Source organism: Mesorhizobium sp. WSM4807 (genome assembly GCF_055811615.1).
This window is the reverse complement of sequence record NZ_JBVVQY010000033.1, coordinates 34,016-56,007: the sequence shown is the minus strand read 5'-3', so window position 1 is coordinate 56,007 and position 21,992 is coordinate 34,016. Positions and strand designations below refer to the sequence as shown.

The 21,992-nt window shown below is 63.5% G+C and carries 21 protein-coding genes and 1 pseudogene; 8 read left to right on the top strand and 14 right to left on the bottom strand.

Features of this window, described 5'->3' with window-relative positions; all coding sequences use genetic code 11:
- Window positions 1–9: 9 nt before the first annotated feature.
- From AC0L3N_RS29020 to AC0L3N_RS29005, 4 genes are all read right to left on the bottom strand, one after another.
- Window positions 10–570 (bottom strand): hypothetical protein, encoded by a 561-nt coding sequence (locus AC0L3N_RS29020; RefSeq protein ID WP_473550954.1) that lies wholly within the window; start codon window positions 568–570, stop codon window positions 10–12.
- Between the two features lie 4 nt (window positions 571–574).
- On the bottom strand, window positions 575–1,054 hold the full coding sequence (locus tag AC0L3N_RS29015; protein WP_473550953.1) for a DUF3828 domain-containing protein: 480 nt from the start codon (window positions 1,052–1,054) through the stop codon (window positions 575–577).
- Window positions 1,055–1,173: 119 nt separating this feature from the next.
- The gene (locus tag AC0L3N_RS29010) at window positions 1,174–2,823 is read right to left on the bottom strand and encodes an ABC transporter substrate-binding protein (protein WP_473550952.1); all 1,650 of its coding nucleotides are present in this window, start codon (window positions 2,821–2,823) and stop codon (window positions 1,174–1,176) included.
- 43 nt (window positions 2,824–2,866) lie between these two features.
- Window positions 2,867–4,417, bottom strand: coding sequence for a trimethylamine methyltransferase family protein (locus AC0L3N_RS29005; RefSeq protein WP_473550950.1), 1,551 nt, complete (start codon window positions 4,415–4,417; stop codon window positions 2,867–2,869).
- Window positions 4,418–4,509: 92 nt separating this feature from the next.
- On the opposite strand from AC0L3N_RS29005, the gene AC0L3N_RS29000 reads away from it, so the two are divergent.
- Window positions 4,510–5,412: a LysR substrate-binding domain-containing protein gene (locus AC0L3N_RS29000; protein WP_473550949.1), complete on the top strand. Its 903-nt coding sequence runs from the start codon at window positions 4,510–4,512 to the stop codon at window positions 5,410–5,412.
- A gap of 22 nt (window positions 5,413–5,434) precedes the next feature.
- Here AC0L3N_RS29000 and AC0L3N_RS28995 read toward each other — a convergent pair whose 3' ends face one another.
- Window positions 5,435–6,424, bottom strand: coding sequence for a zinc-dependent alcohol dehydrogenase family protein (locus tag AC0L3N_RS28995; protein WP_473550948.1), 990 nt, complete (start codon window positions 6,422–6,424; stop codon window positions 5,435–5,437).
- A gap of 105 nt (window positions 6,425–6,529) precedes the next feature.
- On the opposite strand from AC0L3N_RS28995, the pseudogene AC0L3N_RS28990 reads away from it, so the two are divergent.
- Both AC0L3N_RS28990 and mutL read left to right on the top strand, forming a co-directional pair.
- A pseudogene (locus AC0L3N_RS28990) lies at window positions 6,530–7,433 on the top strand (LysR family transcriptional regulator).
- A 73-nt stretch (window positions 7,434–7,506) separates the two neighbouring features.
- Window positions 7,507–9,396: a DNA mismatch repair endonuclease MutL gene (gene mutL / locus AC0L3N_RS28985; protein ID WP_473550945.1), complete on the top strand. Its 1,890-nt coding sequence runs from the start codon at window positions 7,507–7,509 to the stop codon at window positions 9,394–9,396.
- Window positions 9,397–9,637: 241 nt separating this feature from the next.
- Here mutL and AC0L3N_RS28980 read toward each other — a convergent pair whose 3' ends face one another.
- Entirely contained in the window at window positions 9,638–10,531 is an 894-nt protein-coding gene (locus AC0L3N_RS28980; protein ID WP_473550944.1) for a DMT family transporter, read from the bottom strand.
- Between the two features lie 90 nt (window positions 10,532–10,621).
- On the opposite strand from AC0L3N_RS28980, the gene AC0L3N_RS28975 reads away from it, so the two are divergent.
- Window positions 10,622–11,548, top strand: a complete 927-nt coding sequence (locus AC0L3N_RS28975; RefSeq protein WP_123151592.1) for a LysR substrate-binding domain-containing protein — start codon at window positions 10,622–10,624, stop codon at window positions 11,546–11,548.
- A gap of 143 nt (window positions 11,549–11,691) precedes the next feature.
- Window positions 11,692–11,925 carry a DUF2093 domain-containing protein gene (locus tag AC0L3N_RS28970; RefSeq protein ID WP_095496171.1) on the top strand — a complete coding sequence of 78 codons (234 nt, stop codon included), beginning with the start codon at window positions 11,692–11,694 and terminating at the stop codon, window positions 11,923–11,925.
- A 90-nt stretch (window positions 11,926–12,015) separates the two neighbouring features.
- Here AC0L3N_RS28970 and lpxK read toward each other — a convergent pair whose 3' ends face one another.
- The 6 genes from lpxK to AC0L3N_RS28940 all read right to left on the bottom strand — a co-directional run bounded on the left by lpxK (window position 12,016) and on the right by AC0L3N_RS28940 (window position 17,612).
- Window positions 12,016–13,044: a tetraacyldisaccharide 4'-kinase gene (lpxK, locus tag AC0L3N_RS28965; protein ID WP_473550942.1), complete on the bottom strand. Its 1,029-nt coding sequence runs from the start codon at window positions 13,042–13,044 to the stop codon at window positions 12,016–12,018.
- 1 nt (window position 13,045) lies between these two features.
- Window positions 13,046–14,362, bottom strand: a complete 1,317-nt coding sequence (gene waaA, locus AC0L3N_RS28960; protein WP_473550941.1) for a lipid IV(A) 3-deoxy-D-manno-octulosonic acid transferase — start codon at window positions 14,360–14,362, stop codon at window positions 13,046–13,048.
- On the bottom strand, window positions 14,359–15,147 hold the full coding sequence (locus AC0L3N_RS28955; RefSeq protein WP_123151589.1) for a lysophospholipid acyltransferase family protein: 789 nt from the start codon (window positions 15,145–15,147) through the stop codon (window positions 14,359–14,361). The genes waaA and AC0L3N_RS28955 overlap by 4 nt, the downstream gene beginning before the upstream one ends.
- 6 nt (window positions 15,148–15,153) lie before the next feature.
- Window positions 15,154–15,399: a DUF4170 domain-containing protein gene (locus AC0L3N_RS28950; RefSeq protein WP_029354097.1), complete on the bottom strand. Its 246-nt coding sequence runs from the start codon at window positions 15,397–15,399 to the stop codon at window positions 15,154–15,156.
- A 76-nt stretch (window positions 15,400–15,475) separates the two neighbouring features.
- Entirely contained in the window at window positions 15,476–16,282 is an 807-nt protein-coding gene (locus AC0L3N_RS28945) for a 3'(2'),5'-bisphosphate nucleotidase CysQ (RefSeq protein WP_473550940.1), read from the bottom strand.
- Window positions 16,269–17,612, bottom strand: a complete 1,344-nt coding sequence (locus AC0L3N_RS28940; protein WP_473550939.1) for a TldD/PmbA family protein — start codon at window positions 17,610–17,612, stop codon at window positions 16,269–16,271. The genes AC0L3N_RS28945 and AC0L3N_RS28940 overlap by 14 nt, the downstream gene beginning before the upstream one ends.
- Before the next feature lie 133 nt (window positions 17,613–17,745).
- On the opposite strand from AC0L3N_RS28940, the gene AC0L3N_RS28935 reads away from it, so the two are divergent.
- The 3 genes from AC0L3N_RS28935 to AC0L3N_RS28925 are packed head-to-tail and all read left to right on the top strand — an operon-like array spanning window position 17,746 to window position 20,132.
- The gene (locus AC0L3N_RS28935; RefSeq protein ID WP_473550937.1) at window positions 17,746–19,032 is read left to right on the top strand and encodes a glycosyltransferase family 2 protein; all 1,287 of its coding nucleotides are present in this window, start codon (window positions 17,746–17,748) and stop codon (window positions 19,030–19,032) included.
- Window positions 19,007–19,699 carry a class I SAM-dependent methyltransferase gene (locus AC0L3N_RS28930; RefSeq protein WP_473550936.1) on the top strand — a complete coding sequence of 231 codons (693 nt, stop codon included), beginning with the start codon at window positions 19,007–19,009 and terminating at the stop codon, window positions 19,697–19,699. The genes AC0L3N_RS28935 and AC0L3N_RS28930 overlap by 26 nt, the downstream gene beginning before the upstream one ends.
- On the top strand, window positions 19,677–20,132 hold the full coding sequence (locus AC0L3N_RS28925; protein WP_473550934.1) for a GtrA family protein: 456 nt from the start codon (window positions 19,677–19,679) through the stop codon (window positions 20,130–20,132). Before AC0L3N_RS28930 ends, AC0L3N_RS28925 begins: the two co-directional genes overlap by 23 nt.
- Here AC0L3N_RS28925 and AC0L3N_RS28920 read toward each other — a convergent pair.
- Entirely contained in the window at window positions 20,129–20,761 is a 633-nt protein-coding gene (locus tag AC0L3N_RS28920) for a hypothetical protein (RefSeq protein WP_473550933.1), read from the bottom strand. The genes AC0L3N_RS28925 and AC0L3N_RS28920 overlap by 4 nt on opposite strands.
- Window positions 20,748–21,911 carry a hypothetical protein gene (locus AC0L3N_RS28915; RefSeq protein ID WP_473550931.1) on the bottom strand — a complete coding sequence of 388 codons (1,164 nt, stop codon included), beginning with the start codon at window positions 21,909–21,911 and terminating at the stop codon, window positions 20,748–20,750. Before AC0L3N_RS28915 ends, AC0L3N_RS28920 begins: the two co-directional genes overlap by 14 nt.
- Between the last annotated feature and the right edge of the window lie 81 nt (window positions 21,912–21,992).

Sequence of the window (21,992 nt, the reverse complement as noted above, 5' to 3'; positions counted from 1 at the left end):
GTTCCCTTCTCACTCACACTGATATTGGCTGAGCGCCCATTCGCCGGTCACCGACAAAAGGTCCGTGATCTTCCAATCGCCGTCGACTTTCCTGAATTTCCACTCCAGCCGGTGCGGATTGTCGGCGACGACGAAGGCGACGACGACCTTGGCCTCGTCGCCCTTGACCGCTTCAATGGTCTTCAGGCTCTTATCGATCTCGGCCCTGTCATACGCCGCATTGTCGAGCGCCATGTTGGGATCGAGGCACTCGCCCTGCCCCGATTTCCGCAGTGCATCGCTCTTGTCGAGCACCGACTTCGCCGGATCGGCGAAGTGGCTGCGCAGGGCCGGTTCGAGCTCGAGCCCGACATGCTCGTAGAACGGTTTCACCACCGCCGTCGGCGAACCCGGCTGCGCCGGCGCTGCCCGTTGATTTTCTGCCGGCGGCGGTGCAGCCGGTGGAGTTGCAGGCGCCGCATTATCGGCCGGCGCATTTGCGGGCGGCGCGCTGAACAGTCCCTGAGCGGCGGTGCTGCTCAACCCCGCCGCCAGCAGGCACACAGTCGCTAGGGACCGGCAGCGGGCCATGGCATCACTCCGGAGTCTGGCCAGCCAGGCATTCGAGCGCACTCAGCGTCCAGCCGCTGGTCTTCGAGGTGATGTCGGCGATCTTCCACCGGCCGTCGATCTTCTTGAGCGACCAGACCATTTCGCGTTTAGAATCTTCGCCTTCCGGGAAAAGATTGAAGGTCACCGTCACGCTGGCGCTATCGCCATCCACCGCTTCCGACAGCTTCAGCGTCTTGGCGACTGTCTTCTCGTCATAGTCCTGCGCGTCGAGACCGGGGGCGAAATCGATGCAAGGCACCTCATCCGGCTTGTTCTTCTGCGCCAGGTCGTTGAGGTCGAACAGCTTGGTCACCGGCTCGGTGAAACGGTCGCGGTATTTCGCGTCGGCCTCGAATTTGACCTCTGGCATGTAGAAGAACTTCACCGCATTGGATGCCGGCCCGGCCAAGGCGGCCGCAGGCGCTGCGATCGAGAGAGCGGCGGCAAGCACAGTCAGTCTCATCCGATAATCTCCAGGCTTTCGTGGTGGGAACCGTTCAATACCACGAATCCTGCATCCCGGCTTTTTTGCAGCCCATGAAATCCCTTTGGGCGTTAACTCAGGCGCCCTTGGGCGTTCACTCAGGCGTCCAGCCAGACGTTCTGGAGATCCATCTCGAAGGTCTGGTGGACAGCGTAATTCTTCACCTTCTTGTCCATATGGCTGAACAGCTTCTGCCAAAATGGCTGAACGATGACGCCCGAATCCTGCAGGATCTGCTCAACGTCCTTCATGACCTCGCGGCGCTTCTCCACGTCGATGAGCGAGAGAGCCTGCTTGAGCTTGGCATCGAAATCGGGATTCGAATACGCCGTTTCATTCCAGGCCTCGCCGGTGCGATAGCCAAGCGCCAGCACCTGAACGCCGAGCGGGCGCATGTACCAGATGGTCATGGAATAGGGGTATTTCGTCCAGTCGTTCCAGAAGGTCGACCCCGGCAGCACCGTGCGCTTCACCTTGATCCCGGCATCGCGCAGCTGGCCGGCAATCGCGTCGCCGGTGTTCTTTTGCCAATCGTCCTCGACGGTGATCAGTTCATGCTCGAAGTCGGCCTGTCCGGCCTCGGCCATCAGCGTCTTGGCCGCCGCCGCGTCGCGTGTCTTCTTGGGCAGCGGGTAGTATTCCGGATGGATCGGGCTGACATGGTGGTTTTCACCGACGGTCCCGCGCCCGGCGTAGCCGAGTTCGAGCACCGCATTGTTGTCGACGGCCATTTGCAGGGCGTTGCGCACCCGTTGGTCATCATAAGGCTTGTGCGTGATATTGGTCCGGGCAACGAGCGTGGTCGCTGTCGCGACCTCCGATTTCACCAGATCCATCTGGTCGAGGATGTCGATGAAGTCGGCGGGTGTCTCGAAATTGACGTCGATTTCGCCGGATTCGAAGGCATTCACCGAAGCATTGAAGTCGGTGCCGTAGTCGATGAATTCGACACTGTCGAGCGGCGCTTCACCACCCCACCACTTGCCATTCTCACGACGCTTGACGACCGCTTTCTCGCCGACCGAATAAGACACGAGTTCGAACGGCCCGGTGCCAATCGGCTTTTTGATAGGATCGGCGCCGTCGGCATCGAATTTGCGATGGACGACGAGCGCCGGATAGTCGGTAAAGTTCGGGATCAGCGAAATGTCCGGTTCATTCAGCTTCAGCTTGACCGTGTTGTCGTCGACCTTGGTGATTGCGCCTTCCCTGGCCTTGCCGGATGCGGCGTCGATCAGCGCGCCGACTCGTGCGGCCATGGAATTGCCAGCGGCACCCTTCTCGCACCAGCGCGTTAGATTATAGACCACATCTTCGGCATTGAAAGCATCGCCGTTGTTCCAGGTGACGCCCTTGCGCAGATGCAGCACGTATTCGGTGGCGTCGTCGTTGACGTCCCAGCTTTCAAGCAGGACCGGCTCGAATGTGAATTCGCGCGTGTAGCGGACAAGCGGTTCCAGCCAGGTGCGGGTGATGTTTGCCATCTCCACCCAGTCGTAAGTGCGCGGATCCTTTTGTCCCTTCACCGCCATCGAAACGTGCAGCGTTCCGCCTTTCTTCGGCTCTTCGGCCAAGGCCCGTTCCGGCACGGCAAGACCGATCATGCCGTAGGCAAGGGCCGTCGATGCGCCGAAGGCGCTTGCCAGCGCCAGAAACTCGCGCCGGTCCATGCGACCCGCACGCGTCTCTTCCGCCATCACCTCGATGGCGCCCGGCACGCGATCGCCTTTGCTTCTGAAGAATGTCATTTTTTCCTCCCGTCTGGTTCCCGTCAGGTCTTCGCCTGTCCTGTTAACTAACGCTGTCCGGCAGCTTTTCCTCGCGCAGCGCGATCAAATCTTTGAGACCATCGGCGATGCCTTCGTCGAGCTTCGGCTCCTCATAATCCGCGAGCATGTTGCGCGCTTTCTCGCGGCCGCGGGTATCGTGGTCCTTTGCCCCTTCAGCCTTCCACTGTTCGTACGAATTGAAGTCCATGACGCTGGGCATGAAGAAGGCCGACTCGAAATGTTCGAGCGTGTGTTGGGTGCCGAGGAAATGGCCGGCAGGGCCTATTTCGCGGACCGCCGCCATCGCGTCCTTGAAATCGTCGAAGGAGAGCCCGCCTGCGTATTTGTACCAGCCAACAAGCTGTTCGCAGTCCGTCGCGAATTTTGAATAGCCGCAGGTCAGACCGGCCTCGAGCCATCCGGCGGAGTGCCAGATGTAGTTGGCGCCGGCAAGGATAGCGGCATGCATCAGCATGTTCGCCTCGTAGCCCGCCTGGGCGTCATTCAGCTTCGATCCGACATGGAAGCCCGACGTGCGCCACGGCAGCCGGTATTTCCGCGCCAGCGCCCCCATCAGATACATCATCTGGGCCGCCTCAGGCGTGCCGCCCATGGGTGCACCGGTCTTCATGTCCACCGTGACCATGAACTGTCCGTAGATCTGCGGCGAACCCGGACGCAGCAGCTGTGTGAACGCGACGCCCGCCAGCGCTTCCGCATTGACCTGAGCGACCGCTCCCACGGCAGAGGCGGAAGTCGAGGCGCCGCAGAGAGCGAAGGGCGCAAGGATCAGTGGCTGGTTGTGGCGCGCATAGACCTTCATCGCGTCCAACATGGTGGCATCCCACACGAGCGGCGAATTGCAGTTGGTGATCGCCACCAGGACAGGGTTGTCACGGACATAGTCCTCGCCGAAAACGATGCCTGCCATCGCCATCGTGTCTTCGGCTCGATCCTTGGACGTCACGATGCCCATGAACGGCTTGTCGGAATGCTTCAGCGCTGAATGGATGATGTGGAGGTGACGCTTCGGGACCGGGATTTCCATCGGCTCGCAGATGATCGAGCTCGACGAGTGCAGCGCTGGGGCCATGTAGGCGAGCTTGTGGAAATTCTGCAGGTCGGCGAGCGTGCCATAGCGCCTGACGTTGTCGAGGTCGCGCACGTAAGGCGCGCCATACATCGGCACGAAGATGGAGTTGTCTCCGCCCACGCGCACCGACCGCTGCGGATTCCTCGCATTGAGAGTAAACTCCGAAGGGACCTTCGATAAGAGCTCCATCAGGAGGGCGCGATCGATGCGGACTCTTGTGTCTGAGACATCGGCTCCCGCGGCCTTCCACATTGCAATGGCCTCGTCGTCGCGGAACTCGCATCCCACCTCTTCCAGGATGCTGAGCGACTCCTGGTGGATCAGTTCCACCGCCTCGTCCGGGACCATCTGATATACCGGAATCTTACGGACCAGGGTCGGAAACGACGCTATGGGCGTTCCCCGCAGCGCCTTGCGCCCCAGGCGGCCACCCGCTCGACGGTTGGCGTGTTCGGTCACTTCAGCGGCCGGTACGTTCATGGCAACTCCATCCTCCCAGAGCCAGTCAACTTAGCGAGACAAAATACAGCTGTGACGCTGGAAAATCCTGATCTCTTGTATAAGTTCAGCTTATGCGAAGCCTGCGCCACCTGCTGCCGTCCGCCGGCAGCCTGATCGTTTTCGAAGCCGCCGGGCGGCTGTCGAGTTTTACCGCCGCCGGGCGAGAGCTTGGCATGACGCAGGCTGCCGTGTCCTACGCGATCCGCGGGCTTGAAGAGCACCTCGGCGCGAAACTCTTCCAGCGTCGCCATCGACAAGTCAGCCTGACCGAAGCCGGTGACCGCTTTCACGCCGACGTCTCGCTTGGCCTGTCGCACATCCGCAAATCGGCGGAGGATTTGCGCCTACAGGCGACCGGCGGCCATGTGACGCTTGCCGCGTCGACCGCTTTCGGTTCCTTCTGGATGATGCCGCGCCTGCAGCAGTTCCGCGACGAACTGCCGGGCATTGATCTGCGCATCCAGACCGCCGACCGCGATCTCGACATCATCGCCGAGGGCATCCCGCTCGCTGTGCGCGGTGGCGAGCCCCGGGAATGGCCGGACTATCATTCACTGCCACTGGCCGACGAGGAGATATTCCCCGTCGCCGGCGTGAGCTATGTGGCACGGTTCGGGCTGCCGGAAACCGTCGAGGATCTTCCATCACACCGGCTCATCCATCTCGAAGAACCGTTTCGCGAGGCCGCGAGTTGGGACGAGTGGTTCGCCTCGGCCGGGGTCAACATCACCGATGCCGGGCGCGGCTTGCGCATCAATGATTATGCCTTGGTGATCCAGGCGGTGATGGAAGGGCAAGGCATTGCGCTCGGCTGGGGTCACCTCGCCGAGCGCCTGCTGGCGTCGGGACTGCTCGTGCGCGTCACCGACCACACAATGACGACCGGCAAGGGCTTTCATGTCATCTGGTCGAGAAACCGGGAGCTCAGCGACAATGCTCGCAAGGTGCGAGACTGGCTGGCCGCGCAGGCGTGAGGCTATTCCAATAGTGCCCCTGTCAAACCCTCACGACGACCTTGCCGAATTGCTCGTTCGACTCGAGAAAGCGATGCGCTTCGACGATCTGCTCGAATGGAAAGGTTTTGGCGATTGCCGGCTTTAGCGAACCTGACATCAATCCGTCGAGGATGAACGCCTTGGCAGCTTCCAACTTCACCGGATCGCCAGTGATCTCGTGGACGAGATAGCCGCGCAGCGTCAGCGTCTTGGCCAGCACGGCGAACAACGGGAGCGGCGTCGGCTCGCGGCTCAAGCCGCCATATTCAATGAGAATGCCACCCCGTGCCATCGCCGCCGTCAGAGGCGCGAAAATCGGGCCGCCGACCGCGTCGAACACCACTCGGATGTTGTCCGGACTGGCGATTTCCTTCAGCCGGGCTTCCAGATCTTCGTCCGCTGAAGCGACGACATGGGCCGCGCCGAACTTGAGCAGGGCCTCTCTCTTGGCAGATGTCCGCGTGACCGCGATCGCGGTCGCACCAACGATGTTGGCAATCTGGATCGCGGCAAGTCCGACACTGCTCGATGCCGCGGTAATGACGACAAAGTCGTCTCTGCTGAGCTTGGCAATGTCGATCAGTGCGCCATAGGCGGTGAGATATTGCATCCAGACGGCTGCCGCCTCTTCCCAGCTGAGCGATGGCGGATGTTTGACCACGAGCTCGGCGGGATATGTGGCAATCTCACCATAGGCGGGCCAGCGGGCCATCGATAATGGCGGCACGACGCTGACGGCGTCACCTGGCGCAAATCCGTGCACGGCTTCGCCGACCGCTTCGACGACACCCGCTGCCTCAAGGCCAAGACCGGAAGGCAACGGCGGCGTCTGGATATAAGTGCCCGAACGCAGCAGCGCCTCGGCCCGGTTGAGACCCAATGCCTTGACCCAGATCTGAATCTCGCCCCGACCTGGCGCTTGAATATCGACATTCTCGATGCGCAGAACCTCGGGACCACCATGCTCATAAAAACGAACCACACGTGCCATGCGGTCATAACTCCAAAATATTTTGAACCGAATACGCTATGCCAGCGGCCATCCGGCGGATAAATGGTTGCTTGGGCAAGACAGTAGAAACTGGGAGTTTTGAATATGGATCGCCTTACGAGCATGGCCGTGTTCGTCAAAACCGTCGATCTCGGCTCGTTCGCGGCGACTGCAGCCGCTCTCGACCTGTCCGGACCGATGGTCGGCAAGCATATCCGGTTTCTCGAGGAGCGTCTGGGCGTGCGCCTCATCAACCGGACCACACGCCGCCAGAGCCTGACCGACTTCGGGCGCGCCTACTATGAGCGCTGCCGGCTGGTACTCGCTGAAGCCGAAGCTGCGGATGCACTCGCGGCCGATCAACTTTCCGAACCACGCGGAAAGCTGCGCGTCATCATGCCCGTGCACTTCGGCCGGCGCTGCGTTGCCCCGATCCTGCTGGAGCTTGCGCAGCGATATCCCGCTCTGGAACTCGACCTGTCGTTCAGCGATCCCATCGCCGATCTTGCAGAGGATGGCTGCGATCTTGCCATCCGGACCGGCAATCTGGAGGATCAGGCCGGCGTGATGGCGCGTCGCGTCGCGCGCCAGCGCATGGTCGTCTGCGCGTCGCCATCCTAATCTCGAGATGCATGGGTTGCCACGGCAGATAGAGGATCTCGGCAGCCACCGGACCATCATCTACCGCCGTTCGGGCCGTGTCGTTCAACCGTGGTTGTTCCCGCGCCACGGCCAGTCTGCGCTGGAAGTCATGCCGGTCAGCCGGTTGCGGTTCGACGACCTCGCTGCGATCGCCGATGCCGCGGCAGCCGGCATGGGGCTTGCCTGGCTGCCATACTGGCTGGTCCGTGAGCGCATTCAGGCCGGCGCACTTGGCCCGCTGTTATCGGACCAGCCGGGATTTCTTTACGACGCTTATGCGCTCTGGCTGCAGACGCCTCACTTGCCGCTGAAGGTCCGCCTTGCCGTCGACGCGCTGGCAGCGGCACTGCCCAGAATGATGACGTGAAATGCAGGAGTACGGCGCGGATTCCTGAATTCGCCCCTCCCGCATGGGCGACGAATCCGCGTATAATACCCCCATGCTCATCCGCCAGCTCTCCGAAACGATGATCAACCAGATCGCCGCCGGCGAAGTCATCGAGCGTCCGGCAAGCGTGGTCAAGGAACTGGTCGAAAACGCGCTCGACGCCGGCGCTGCCAGAATAGAGATCGTCACCGCCGGCGGCGGGCTCAACCTGATCCGCGTCACCGATGACGGCTCGGGCATCCCGGAGAAGGAACTGGCGCTGGCGATCGCGCGCCACTGCACCTCGAAGCTCGCCGACAACATCCACGACATCCGCTCGCTCGGCTTTCGCGGCGAGGCGCTGCCGTCGATCGGCTCGGTGGCGCGGCTGTCGATCCGCTCGCGCACGGCCAACGGCGACAGCGCCGCCGAGATCGGCATCGAAGGCGGCCGCGTATCTGCCGTCAAGCCGGCGGCCGCCAATCGCGGCACAACGGTCGAGGTGCGCGACCTGTTCTTCGCCACGCCGGCGCGGCTCAAATTCATGAAGGGCGAGCGCGCCGAAAGCTCGGCGACCAGCGACGTGATCAAGCGCATCGCCATCGCCTTCCCCGCCGTGCGCTTCACGCTGGCCGGTTCCGACCGCTCAACGCTGGAACTGCCGGCGACCGACGACAGTGCGGAAGGCCGGCTGCGCCGCGTTGCGCAAGTGATGGGCGCCGACTTTCCGGCCAATGCCATCGCTATCGACGCCGTGCGTGACGGTGTGCATCTCGCCGGCCACGTCTCGATCCCGTCCTTCAGCCGCGCCAATGCGCTGCAGCAATACGCCTATGTCAACGGCCGGCCGGTGCGCGACAAATTGATCGCCGGCGCCATCCGCGGCGCCTTCGCCGACGTGCTGCCGCGCGATCGCCATGCGGTGACGGTGCTGTTCCTGACGCTCGATCCGGCCATCGTCGACGTCAATGTCCATCCGGCCAAGGCCGATGTCCGCTTCCGCGATCCGGGGCTGGTGCGCGGACTGATCGTCGGCGCCATCCGCGAGGCGCTGGCCAATGCCGGCATCCGTGCCGCCACATCAGGGGCGGCCGGCATGATGGCGGCGTTCCGGCCGGGCGCAGCGTCCTATGCGCATGCCGGTCCAGCCAACGGCCATCGCAGCTATGAGGCCGCCTACCGTGCCTCCGGCTTCGCCGGTTTCGATCCGGCCCGCTCGCCGCAGCGGCCGCTGGACATGGGCTTGGAAGGCGGGGGATTTGAGGACACGGAACCAGGAAACGGCGGCTTCGGCGAAAACGATCAGGTGGCGTTCGACGCCGGACCGCTTCACAGCGCCGACGCGCGTGCCGGACAGACTGAGGCGGCGGATGCGCTGCTCGGCATGGCGCTGGGTGCCGCACGCGCGCAGGTGCATGAGAACTACATTGTCGCGCAGACCAGGGATTCGCTGGTCATCGTCGACCAGCATGCGGCGCATGAGCGGCTGGTCTACGAGGCGCTGAAGAACGCGCTGCATGCGCGCGCCGTGCCGTCGCAGATGCTGCTTTTGCCCGAGATCGTCGATCTGCCGGAAGAGGACGCCGAGCGGCTTGCCTTGCATTCCGAAACGCTGGCTCGCTTCGGCCTCGGCATAGAGCGTTTCGGCCCGGGTGCTGTCGCCGTGCGCGAGACGCCGTCGATGCTCGGCGAAACCAATGTCCCGCAGCTGGTGCGCGACCTTGCCGACGAGATCGCCGACAACGACACGGTCGACACGCTGAAAGAGCGGCTGGACAGGATAGCCGCGACCATGGCCTGCCACGGCTCGGTGCGTTCCGGCCGTCTGCTCAAGGCAGAGGAGATGAACGCACTGCTGCGCCAGATGGAAGCAACGCCGGGGTCCGGCACCTGCAACCACGGCCGGCCGACCTATATCGAGCTCAAGCTTGCTGATATCGAGCGGCTGTTCGGGCGGCGGTGAAGGGACTGAGCTTGTCAGTTCTGACGGCGCAGTCCCCTCTCCGGCCGCTTCGCGGCCACCTCTCCCCCATTAAAATGGGGGCGAGGAAACACCAATCGCCAAGGCCGCGACCCCGGAAAACTTGGGTTCCTCGCCCACGAGGTGGGGAGAGGTGGTTTGCGAAGCAAACCGGAGAGGGGAAATCATAAAGAGCCGTTCGAGACAGATCTCTATGATTCAAGCAAACCTTCGAGCCTCTGATTCACCTCTTCAAATTCACCACGATCACGCCGCCCAGCGCCAGTGCGCCACCGAGAATGCCGAGCAGCGTCGGCACCTCGCCCAGCCAGAAGAAGCCGATCAGCGTCGCCACAGGCGAAACCAGATAGAGGAAGTTCGAGGCGCGCGCCGCCGGCAGCCGCGAAAGCGCTGTCGCCCAGGCGGCGTAGGCGATGAGGCTCGGCACGATGCCGAGAAAGACGACGGCGCTAAGCCCGGCGGTATCGGCAACCGCCGCCTGCGCCAGGCCGCTCGGCAGGAAAGGCAACAGGCAGAGCGCGCCGAGCACCATGTTCGAGGCCGAAATGGTCAGCGGATGATGGCTGGCAAACAACGGCTTTTGCACGATGGTGTTGACGGCCGAGCACAGCGCCGAGCCGAGGACCAGCAGTGCGCCATTGTTGAAATACAACCCTTGCCCCTCGCCCATGGCGATGATGCCGATGCCGGCGAAGGACAGCAATGTTCCGGCCCAGGCCAGGCCTGAGAAGCGTTCGCCGAGCAGCGCCATCGCCATGATCGCGGTGAAGATCGGGCTGACGTTGATGATGAAGCCGGCAGCACCCGCCGAAACGGTCAGTTCGCCGAAATTGAGCATTGCCGTGTACAGCGCAACGAAGACGGCGCCGCCGAACCCGAAGCGCCACAATTCATCCAGCCGGGGCAGCGCCGGCCGCTTGACGGCGAGGAAGATCGCCGCCGGCACCGCGGCGATGGCGAAGCGCAGCGCGCCGAGTTCCAGCGGTCCGAAAGCGACGAGGCCGGCGCGGATCGCCGGGAAGGCGGAGGCCCAGCCGACCACTGTCAGCGCCACCGCAATGGCCGCCGTGGTATCTATCCACTGTGTCGTATTCAACGTGCCGGTACAGGCGTTCATGTCATTATTCCCGCGTTTCATGTCCTCAAACACACAAAACGCCTTTCCTGATCGGTTGACAAACGACCAAATCGAGGGTCATCTGTGACTATGGATCACAGCTCGGACGCAATACTGCCGCTCGAAACCCTGCGCGCCTTCGACGCCGCGGCGCGGACGGGCAGCTTTTCGGCGGCTGCCGAAAAACTCAACATCACCCATGGCGCTGTCAGCCGGCAGATCGCCAAGCTCGAGGACTGGCTCGGGCTGAAAGTGTTCGATCGCGGCGCGCGTGGGGTGTCGCTGACGATCGAAGGCAACCGCCTGCATCTGCGCACCACTGAGGCCTTCGCGCTGATATCCAGCAATTCGGACCGCTGGGTCGAACCGCGCGGCACCGCCGTGGTGCGGCTGACCTCGATCCCTTCGGTCAGCGGGCTGTGGCTGATGCCGCGCATGGCGGCGCTGGAAAACAATCCGTCCAGGCTGCGCATCGTGCTCGACGTCGACATCCGCCAGGCGGACCTTGCCGATGACGGTATCGATCTGTCGATCCGCTGTGGTCGCGGCCGCATCCCCGGCCGCGTCTCGGTGCAGCTGTTCGAGGAACATGTGTTTCCGGTCGCCTCGCCGGACCTCGCCCGCGAGATCGGCCGTGGCGACCCTGCCCGGCTGCTCAAATTCCCGCTGATCAACGATTCCGACGCCTCGGCCTGGCGCGCCTGGTTTGCCGCGCAGGACATGGACTATCGCCCGCGTCCGCAGGACCGCCGCTTCGAGGACTACAATCTGGTGCTCGACGCCGCAGCCCATGGCCTCGGCATCGCGCTGGCGCGGCCGCCGATGACCGAGCATCAACTGAAGTCAGGCCGCATCGTCGCTGTGGACGACCGCATCGTTCTCAGCCCGATATCCTACTGGCTCGATCGGCCTACAGGGCGACCGCGCGCCGCCGCCGCCGAGCTTGCCCGGCGCATCGCGGCCCAGGCCGGGCTGGCGGCGGAAAAGATCGAGGAGTTCATCGTAGCCGAGCAGTAGGATGCCGGACAGCCACTTTGCCGGCTTGGTCGGCTGGTTGTCGTCTGAAACAGAGCCGACCAGAGCCAATCTTGTCTCGCTCCAAGCTTGACCTTGCCGGCATTTTGTGGCGATGACATCGTCATGAACCTTGGCTCCATGTCATGATGAACCGCTTCGAAGGCCCCGGCGGCAAGGAAGCCCGTATCCGCTACCTGGACGGCGACTTTCAGGTGACCAGCCCCGGCGCCTTCGTGCGCTGCGCGGTCACCGGCGAAAGCATCCCGCTCGATGAGCTCAAATACTGGAGCGTCGCCAGGCAGGAGCCCTATGTGAGTGCCGCGGCCTCGCTGCGCCGCGAGATCGAGGCACATCCCGAAATGCGCAGCCGGCGCTAAACCGGTTACGCAGAATGAGACCCGATCTGTAGCGATCCTGTCCCGCCAGCATTCCGCAAAAGGTTCTGCCGTCGCGACGCCGAAGGCCTTTCAGCCCTGCAGCTTGCGCTGCCGCCAGGCATCCAGCGTCTCGTCGATGATGCGTTCGGGCACGTGGGCGGGATCGAACACGGTGTCGATCTCCAGAACATCGAGCTGTCCGAGGAAATCGGCGGACGCGGCATCGTGGCGCAGCCGGGCGGCGTCCTTGGCGGTGGTGATGAGCCCAAGTCCGGCACCTCGCGCTGTCGTTGCCAGTTCGGCAAGCTCGTCCTCGCCATAGAAATGATGGTCCGGAAACGACCGGGTCAGCGCAACCTCGCCGCCGGCCTCACGGACCGTGTCGAAGAATTTGTCGGGATGGCCGATGCCGGCAAAGGCGAGAAATCGCTTGCCGGCCAGCCCCGCCTTGCCGCTTGGCCGTGTACGCGCCTCGAAGATCGGCCGGCCGGCACGCGCCGCCTGGCGGACGACCGCATCGGCAGCAAGGCCCTCGCCCATCTTCAGCAGCGCGCTGGTGAAAACCAGTTGGTCGACGATATCAGCCCTGAGCGGACCGCCAGGAATGACGTGGCCGTTGCCGACGCCGTAGCGTGCATCAACGACGACCAGCGCATAGTCGATATGGATGCGGGCGCTCTGGAAACCGTCATCCATGATCAGGAAATCACAGCCATGCTTTTCCAGCAGAAGGCGCGCGCCGGCGGCACGGTTCGGCGTCACTGCGACCGGCGCGTGCTCGGCCAAAAGCAGCGGCTCGTCGCCGACATGCCTGGCGGCGTCGTGATGCGGATCGACGACATGCGGCTGCGCGAAGGAGCCGCCATGGCCGCGCGACAGGAAACCGGGATTGAGCTGCATGCGCCTGGCCTGCCGGGCCAGGGCGATCGCCACCGGCGTCTTGCCAGTGCCGCCGACGGTGAAGTTGCCGACGCACAGCACCGGCGCCTCGACCTTTTCGCGCGCTGCCGAGCGCATGCGGCGGCCGGCAACGAGGGCATAGATCGCGGACAGCGGCGCCAGCGCCAGCGCCCGCCAGTCCGGTTCTTCCCACCAGAAGGGGGGCGCTTCGCTGGCCATCTTAGCGGCCGTTGGCGCCCTTGAGGCGCGACTTGACGACCAACGGCTGAATGTAGGGTTCGAGCGACTTCAAGGTGAGCGCCAGCGCGCCGCGCATCTCGTCGACGGTCGCCGCGCCGGCCGCCATCATCTCATGGCGGGCCACCTCATTGCTCAACAGGAAATTGACGGCGCCGGCCAGCATGTCTCGGTCGCGCACCAGCTTGGCGCCGCCGCTGTCGAGCAGGCGCTGATAGGTCTCGCGAAAATTCTGGACATTGCGGCCGGCCAGCACCGCCGTGTCGAGCATGGCCGGCTCCAGCGGGTTCTGGCCGCCCTCCGAGGTGAGCGAACGGCCAACGAAGGCGATCTCTGTCAGCCGGAGATAAAGCCCCATCTCGCCCACCGTGTCGCCGAGCAGAATGTCCGTATCGGCGGTGATCCGGTCGCCCTTGCTGCGCCGCGCGACTTTCAGGCCCATGCCGGAAATCTGCGCGGCAAGCGCTTCAGCGCGATCGGGATGGCGCGGCACGACGATCGTCAAAAGACCGTGGTGACGCTTGTGCAGCATCGCGTGAACCTCGGCAGCGACCACCTCCTCGCCGTCATGGGTCGAGATCGCCGCCCAGGTCGGGCGGGCGCCGAGCTGGCGCTTCAGCGTGTACAGCGCCCTTTCATCGGCCGGCGGTGGCGTGGTGTCGACCTTGAGATTGCCGGATACGGTGACCGGCCGGGCGCCGAGCGAGAGGAAGCGCTCGCCGTCGACATCCGACTGGGCGACGACATGAGCGAGATTCTCGAACAGCGCCTCGGCGATGTTGGCGCGCTTCTTCCAGGATTTGAACGAACGGTCGGACAGCCTGCCATTGACCAGCACCTGCGGCACACGGCGCGCGCCGAGCTCCAGGATGGTCATCGGCCAGATCTCCGATTCGGCGATGATCGCCAGGTCCGGCCGCCAATGGTCGAGGAAGCGGCTGACCGCCGGCTTAAGGTCGAGCGGCACATATTGGTGGATGATGCGGTCGCCGAGCCGTTCGTCGGCAACCTGAGCGGAGGTGACAGTCCCCGTCGTCAGCACGATGTTGACGCCGTAGTCGAGAATGCTCTCGACCAGCGGCACGACGGCGATCGTCTCGCCGACGCTCGCCGCATGGATCCAGATCACCGGCCCGTCGGGGCGCTCGCGCCCGGCGATGCCATAGCGCTCGCGCCGGCGAATTCGGTCTTCCTTGCCCCTGGAGGTGCGCCAGGCGACATACGGCCCGATCAGCGGGTAGGCGGCTGCGCCAGCGAAACGATACGCCGTCAGGAAGGTGCGCGCCCAGCGCTCGCTCATTTCGAGCCATCCACGAGGCGGTAGGCCTCGGCAGTCGCGGCGTTGAGCGCGGCCGTGACCTCCTGGCGCTTGCGTTCCATTTCGGCCTCATCGGCATTGGCCGGAACGAAAACCGGCGTTCCCAGAACGATCGAGGAGCGGCCGAACGGCAGGTTGATCGTGGTCTTGTCCCAGCTGCGCTCCAGCACCTTGCGGCGGCTGGTGGCGATGGCGGCAGGCAGGATCGGGCGGCCCGAAAGCCGCGCCAGGAGAACGATGCCAAGCCCCGCGTCGCGCGGCGTGCCATGCGGAATGTCAGCGATCATGGCGACGTTCTTGCCGGTGGCGAGTGACTTTTTCAGGGCGATCAGCGCTTTGGCGCCGCCCTTGTCGCGACGCTTCGAGCTTTCGCGTCCGCCCGAGCCGCGCACCGCCTCGATGCCGAACTTCTCGATCATCAGTGCGTTGAGCTCGGCATCGGCACTACGCGATACCATGGCGACCAGCGGCCGTCCCCTGGGATAGTAGGCCGGAGTCAGAAGATGCTGGCCGTGCCACAGCGCGATGATGCCGGGCTCGAACTCCGAGTAGGCGCCGCCCGACATCTGCGCCGATCCGTCGACGACACGGTTGGTCAGGCGGACGAGGCGAACGAACTGAGCAAACAGGCTGGCGATGGCGTTCTTGACGAATCGCGATTGCGCCAGCGGTTCGCGTATCTTGCGCCAGAATGTCTTCGAGGTGCCACCGCGGCGCCCTCTGACCGCGGACCTCGTGGCCGGCCCTTTCACGGCTTCATGATCCATCAAATGTCAACCGGCGGCCTTGTTGTCGGGGTCAAGCAACCGGTGCAGGTGAACGACGAAATAACGCATGTGGGCGTTGTCCACGCTGGCCTGGGCCTTGGCCTTCCACGCCGTTTGCGCGGATTGATAATCCGGATAGATGCCGACGATATCGAGCGCGTCGAGATCACGGAATTCCGTCCCGCCCAGCGTCTTCAGTTCGCCGCCGAACACCAGGTGCAAAAGCTGCTTCTTTCCGTCTTCCGCGGTCATGTCGGTCCTTCACATATCGTGAGTTTGTGACAGGTCTAGACCAAAGCCGCCGACTTTGGAACCATTGATGATGTGTTCAACTGTCCAGCCCTGCGATGATGCCGGAGAGCACGGCGAGCAGTTCGCCGCTGCCGGCGACCAGCGCGCCGTGGTGGATCACTTCACCGGCATAGCGCGGTGCGCGGCCCTTCTGGTCGAGCAATGCGCCGCCGGCCTCGCGCAGGATGAGATCCGCCGCGGCGATGTCCCAGTCATGTGCATTGGGTTTGACGAACGTCGCGTCGAGCCTGCCATTGGCGACCATCGCCAGCCGGTAGGCGAGCGAGGGAATATAGGGCACGCGGCTCAGCCGGCCCTGCCATTCCGCCGGCATCAGCCCAATCAACGGCTTCGGCCCGCCAATTTCGACCATTGCTGCCGGGCGGCGCACGGCAATGCGACGGCCATTCAGGAATGCCCCCTCACCGGGCAGCGCCCAGTAGGTCTCCTCCGTGGCCGGACATTCGAGCACGCCGGCAAGCGTGCGGCCGTCCTCGACCACCGCGACGCTGACGCACCAGGAGCGCAGGCCTTCGAGGAAGCCGCGCGTGCCGTCTATCGGATCGACGACGAAGGTGCGGCGGGCGACAAGCCTTGCCGGACCGTCGGCCGTTTCCTCCGACAGCCAGCCATAGTCCGGCCGCGCTGCAAGCAAGGTTTCGCGCAGATAGGCGTCGGCGGCGTGATCGGCCTCGCTCACCGGCGAGGTGCCGCCCTTCATCCACACTTGCGGATTGTTGCCGAAATAGCGCATGGCGATGGCGCCCGCCTCGCGGGCAGCGTCGCGCAGCAGCGGCAGATCCTCGCGAGCCCCGGCGGAAGTGACCTGGTCAAGCTCCGGCAAGGGTCATGCCTTCGATCAGAAGCGTTGGTGCGGCGGTGCCGAAATTGCGATCGAGATCGCTCGCAGGAACCATGTTGAGGAACATGGTCTTCAGATTCGAGGCAATGGTCACTTCCGCGACCGGATAGGCGAGCTCGCCATCCTCGATCCAAAAACCGGAAGCGCCGCGACTATACTCGCCGGTCACCATGTCGACGCCCTGGCCGAACACTTCGGTGACGTAAAAGCCTGATTTGAGCGACTTGATGAGGTCCTCGGGCGTCCGCTCGCCCGGCTCGATAGCGAGGTTGGTCGATGACGGCGAGACGGAGGAGCCGTTGCGCGATCCGCGCCCGTTGGTGGTCAGCCCCAATTCCCGCGCCGCAGAGGTCGACAGGAACCAGTGGTTCAAAACGCCCTTCTCGACCATGAGCAGCTTTTCGCCCTCGATGCCTTCGCCGTCGAACGGGCGCGACGCCTGGCCACGGCGCCGGAGCGGCTCGTCGGTGACGGTGATTGCGGCGGCCGCCACCTGCTTGCCCATCATGTCGCGCAGAAAGCTGGTCTTGCGCGCGACCGACGCGCCATTGATGGCGCCGGCGAGATGGCCGGCGATGCCGCGGGCGACGCGCGGGTCGAACACCACATCGACCGGCCCGGTCGCGGCCTTGCGCGCGCCGATGCGCCGCGCGGCGCGTTCGCCGGCCTTGCGGCCGATGTCTTCGGGTGCGTCGAGATCGGAGAAATGCTGGCGCGAGGAGAATTCATAATCGCGCTCCATGCCGGTGCCCTCGCCGGCGATGACGCTGGTCGAGCGCGAAAAACGCGAGGCGACATAGTGGCCGACAAAGCCGTGCGACGTGGCGAGCACCAGCCCGCCAAGCCCGGCGCTGGCGCCGCTGCCGGCCGAATTGGTAACGCCCTTGACGGCAAGGGCCGCCGCTTCCGCGGCCAGCGCCGCTTCCTTCAACTGGTCGGCCGAGACTTCCGTCGCGTCGAACAGATCGAGGTCGCGCGGCTTCTTGACCAGCAAGGCTGGGTCGGCGAGGCCCTGATAGGGATCTTCCGGCGAGACTTTCGCCATCGCCACGGCGCGCTCGGCTAGCGCTTTGGGGTCGGAGGCTGCGGTTGCCGCGACGCTCGCCACACGCTTGCCGACGAAGACGCGCAGCGAGACATCCTCGCTCTCGGACGCCTCGGTGCCCTCGACCTTGCCAAGCCGCACCGACACGCCGGTCGAACGGCCGCGCACCGCAACCGCGTCGGCGGCGTCGGCGCCGGCCCGTTTGGCAGCCTCGACCAGGGCCGCGACCCGGTCGGTCAATTTCGCTGAGTCGAGCGTATCGGTCATGCGCATGTTCCTGTTTTTCCGCCTGACATAAAAGGGCGGCCGTTCCGCACCATCTATTGCTCCGATGTGGCTTGTGCAATGGCAGAAGTCGCAAGCAGGATAGATCGGCCAGCAGAGATCGGCGTTAGGCGGCATGATCGAAACGGTGCGTCAAAGGCTGCTTCGCGCCAGGTTTGGACTGGTCGACAACCTCTTTGATGCCGTGTCTCGATCACATGCGGACGTTCGATTGCGGGAACGCCTATGTTCTTTTCCACGCATGATCGGCACCTGCCCGAAACCGCTAAATTTAGCGATTTCTTGTGTGTCCTTGGAACTTTGTAGCTTGCGTTCCATTTTCAACGGCATGCGAGACTCTGTGATCCAAGGCATCAGGACTGCGGTGAACGAGTCGCCGCCGCGGTACTCGCTGGTCCTTCCCATATACAATGAAGAGCAGGTGCTGCCGCGACTGATCGAGCGGATCAGCTCGCTGATCTGCAGGTTGGACGGAGAGGCTGAGGCGATCTTCGTCGACGACGGAAGCCTCGATGGAAGCGTCGAATACCTTCGGAACGTGGTCGCCGTCGAGCCGCGCTTCCGGCTGATCGAGCTTTCCCGCAATTTCGGCCACCAGGTCGCGATCACGGCCGGCATGGACGCTGCTGCGGGTGATGCCGTCATCGTCATGGATGCCGACCTGCAAGACCCACCGGAGGTGGTTCTCGATCTGGTTGCGAAGTGGAAGGAAGGCTTCGAGATCGTCTATGCCCGCCGTGTCAAGCGTGAGGGCGAATCCTGGTTCAAGCGCTTTACGGCGAGTCTCTTCTACCGCCTGCTGGAGAAGATGACGTCGGTCGACATCCCGCGCGACGTCGGCGATTTTCGCCTGGTCGGGCGCAAGGCTTTGGAAACCTTCAAGCAAATGCCCGAACACGACCGTTTCGTCAGGGGCATGTTCGCCTGGATGGGGTTCAAGCAGACGGCGGTGCCTTTCGAACGTCCCGCGCGGACCCTTGGCCAGACCAAATACCCATTCTGGAAGATGATGCACCTTGCCGTTCACGGCATCGTCAGCTTCTCCGAGAAGCCGCTGCGCATTGCGTTGTGGGGCGGATTGGCCATCTCCGCGCTTGCGGTGGTGTTCGGTGCTTACGCTATCTTCGCCTGGATCTTTGAAAGCGGCATCATTGCCGGCTGGACATCCACCGTGGTGATCGTGTCGCTCCTTTGCGGCATCAATCTTTTCATGACCGGCGTGGTCGGGCTCTATGTCGGCGGTATCCACGCCGAGGTCAAACGCCGTCCGCTTTACGTGATCGACAGGGTCGCCGGCTTCGACAGGGCAGTGCGTGCAACCACCCCGGGTGAGAGCCGTCGATCGTTTCGAAAACCCAGGAACGGAGCCTCGGCTGATGGCCGAACTCTTCGACAGCTATAAATCAAATTATGGCGAGGCGGTCGCAGGATCCATCCGGTTTTCCGGCCTCAGGCACGACTTCTTTCTTATCGCCAAAGCCGACCTGCTGCAGCGTCTTGTCGTCGAGCGAAGGCTTCGGCAGGATGGTGCCGGTGTGCGGGCACTGGATGTCGGCTGCGGCGTCGGATCGCTCCACCCTTATCTCGAAGGCGTCTTCGAGAGCCTGGATGGCTGCGACGTCTCGGAAGAATCGATCCTGCGCGCCGGCCAGGACAATCCACGAGTGAGCTACAGAGCCTGCACCACGCCGAGCCTGCCTTATGAGGACGGCGCGTTCGATCTGGCTTTCGCCAGTTGCGTCGTCCATCATGTTCCGCCCGCCTCCTGGCTCGATTTCTTCCGGGAAATGCGGCGCGTTGTGCGGCCGTGCGGCGTCGCCTGTATCATCGAGCACAATCCCCATAATCCGCTGACGCGTCTTGCGGTGTTCAGGTGTCCGTTCGACCAGGATGCGGTCCTGCTCAACGCTGCCAAGGCAAGGTCCCTCTTTCAGGAGACGGGCTTCAGGGATATCCGATCCGAGCACTTCCTGCTGCTGCCGTCGGCCAGGCCTTTTGCCAGAAGACTCGAGCGCCTGCTCGCGCCCCTACCGCTCGGAGCCCAGTATGCGTGCAGCGCGCATGTCTGAGGACCGTTCGACCGCCGGCGCCGGGCTGAAGCTGCTGGCGCGCTTCGGCTTGGTCGGCATCGCCGCGACGATCCTGTATGCCGTCCTGGCTGTCGCTTTGGTCGAATCGAAATGGATCGGCTTCTCGCCTGTCCAGGCGTCGCTTGCGGCTTACGCCATTGCTGCCGTGTTTTCGTATTTCGCCCACAAATCAGTAACCTTCATGTCGAACGGATCGCACCGATCGGAAGCTGCGCGTTTTCTGCTGCTGACGGCGACAGGCTTCGCCGTGGCTTACGCGGCGCCGGCGCTTTTGACGGCGAAACTCGGGCTGCCGCCCATCATTGCCATTCTGGTTACATGCCTGCTTATTCCGGCGGTCAATCTTCTCATGCTCGACCGATGGGTTTTTGCGCAGCGAAGACCCGACCGGCACGGCAACCGCTCCACCTAATCCGTGTCAATCGCATCGAGCCGGAACGACACCAGCTTGATGGATCGCTTGTAGATGTTGCTGGCGGCCGGCGTTGGCGGAATGCCGTCGAGATAGTCGAAGGCGATTTCGAGTGTATCGGCCTTGCCAAGAGCCGGCGGTGGAACGACGAACGAGACCGTTCGTGGTTCTTTGCCAGACAGCGTCTCCGCATGCACCCGAAACCCGTTCACCGAGATCACCACCCTTTGCGTGATCTGCGGTGGACGAATGACGGCGGCCATTTGCAGCGTGGCCATCAGCCCGTTGCGCAGCGGCGGTATCTTCACGCGAAGCCGGGAGGTCTCGCCCACGGAATGGGTGCCGTCGGCAACGGGTCCCGACCAGCCGCAGACCTTTATGCTGGCTGCCAGTTTGGCGCCGTCGTTCCGGAACGATATCGTCTGGCCAAGTGTGTAGCTGCCGACGGCATCGCGATTGAGACAGGTGGTCGTCCGATCGATGTAATAGGCGCGATAATCGGCATTGACGTTTGGATTGAGAGCAAACGCAAGGATGACGGTCTCGGACCCGGCCAGAACTGCCACAAGTGCGTAGCCGCCGATCGAGGCGGCGCGTCTGAAAGGCTCCCAAATGTCAGACCAGGGCAAGGTAGCCTCCGATCCACGCCACAGTCATGAAATAGCAGGCGCCCAGGAAGAGAACCAAAGCCGCGAGCCAAATGAGCTTCGACGCCGACAACAGGACGACGAGCATCATTGTCAGAGGTGCAAGCCCAACGACATATCTGACCATCGAGGCCAGGTTGGTAATCAGCGGCAGGATAATACCGAGCGCGCAGAAGAGTGCCGCGCCATATTGCCTTCGAGCCGCCAGAACGGCCGACAGCGCCAATCCGGTGATCGCGGCGAGCGCGCTCCATTGCGGCGCCGTGGGCAGCCATCCGGTGGTCGGAACCGCTGAGAGCCCGTCCCATAGAAAGACCAGGGGATTGCCGGCCACCCGTCCGAACGCGCGCTGGACATGCAGGAACGCAAAGCCGTCCCCGACCGTAAGGTAAAGAAACAGGATGTAAGCGAACAAACCGGCGGGCGAGATGAGGACAGCGACCAGCAGATCCGGCCGGCCAAGCACCCAACGCGGGAAAGACAGCGTCGATCCGCCCTGCTGGCGGTGCTCCCTGAACATTTGAATGACGGTCGCAAATACGACGAAGACCCCGACGAGCCTGGTCGCCGACAGGAGCGCAGATGAAACGCCCGCGGCGAGATAGCTGGAGCGTTTGAGCGCCAGAAAAACGCACGAGGTCAGGAGCACGAAAAGCGGTTCGCTCAGGAAGGTCGTGAAGTGAAAGGAGAACGGGCCACTGAGCAGAAATGCGCAATACAGCACATAGGCCCGCATGTTTTTCTCGAGCAGCGGCCATGCGACCAGACAGGCGGCGTAGCTGCAGACAATGGAAGTGATGGTGGCGACCAGTATCGTAGGGAAAGGGAAAACAGACCGGATCGCCGCCACCAGCATCGGATAGAGCGGGAAGAAGCCCCAGCGACCGACATTGCTGTGGTCTGGAATGGGAAAGCGCTCGTAACCCTGTTCGCTGATGCCGATATACCAGGCGCAATCCCACCGGCAAAGCGCGCGGGCATAGGCCGCGAAACCTGGTTCCTCCGACACCGAAGCAAATGCCGCATAGCGAATGGCCAGACCGCTGAGCACGAACAGCAACGGCACCGCTGCGACGGTCAGGACAATGGCGCGAGCGCCAGCGCTCGGACGCGCGACATCTTCGAGCGCCAACTCTGCCTCCACCCATTCGAGTGGCTGGCGCCACTCTCCCCCTCTAAAATTAGCGCCGCCGGGGCAAATTCAAGACACCCC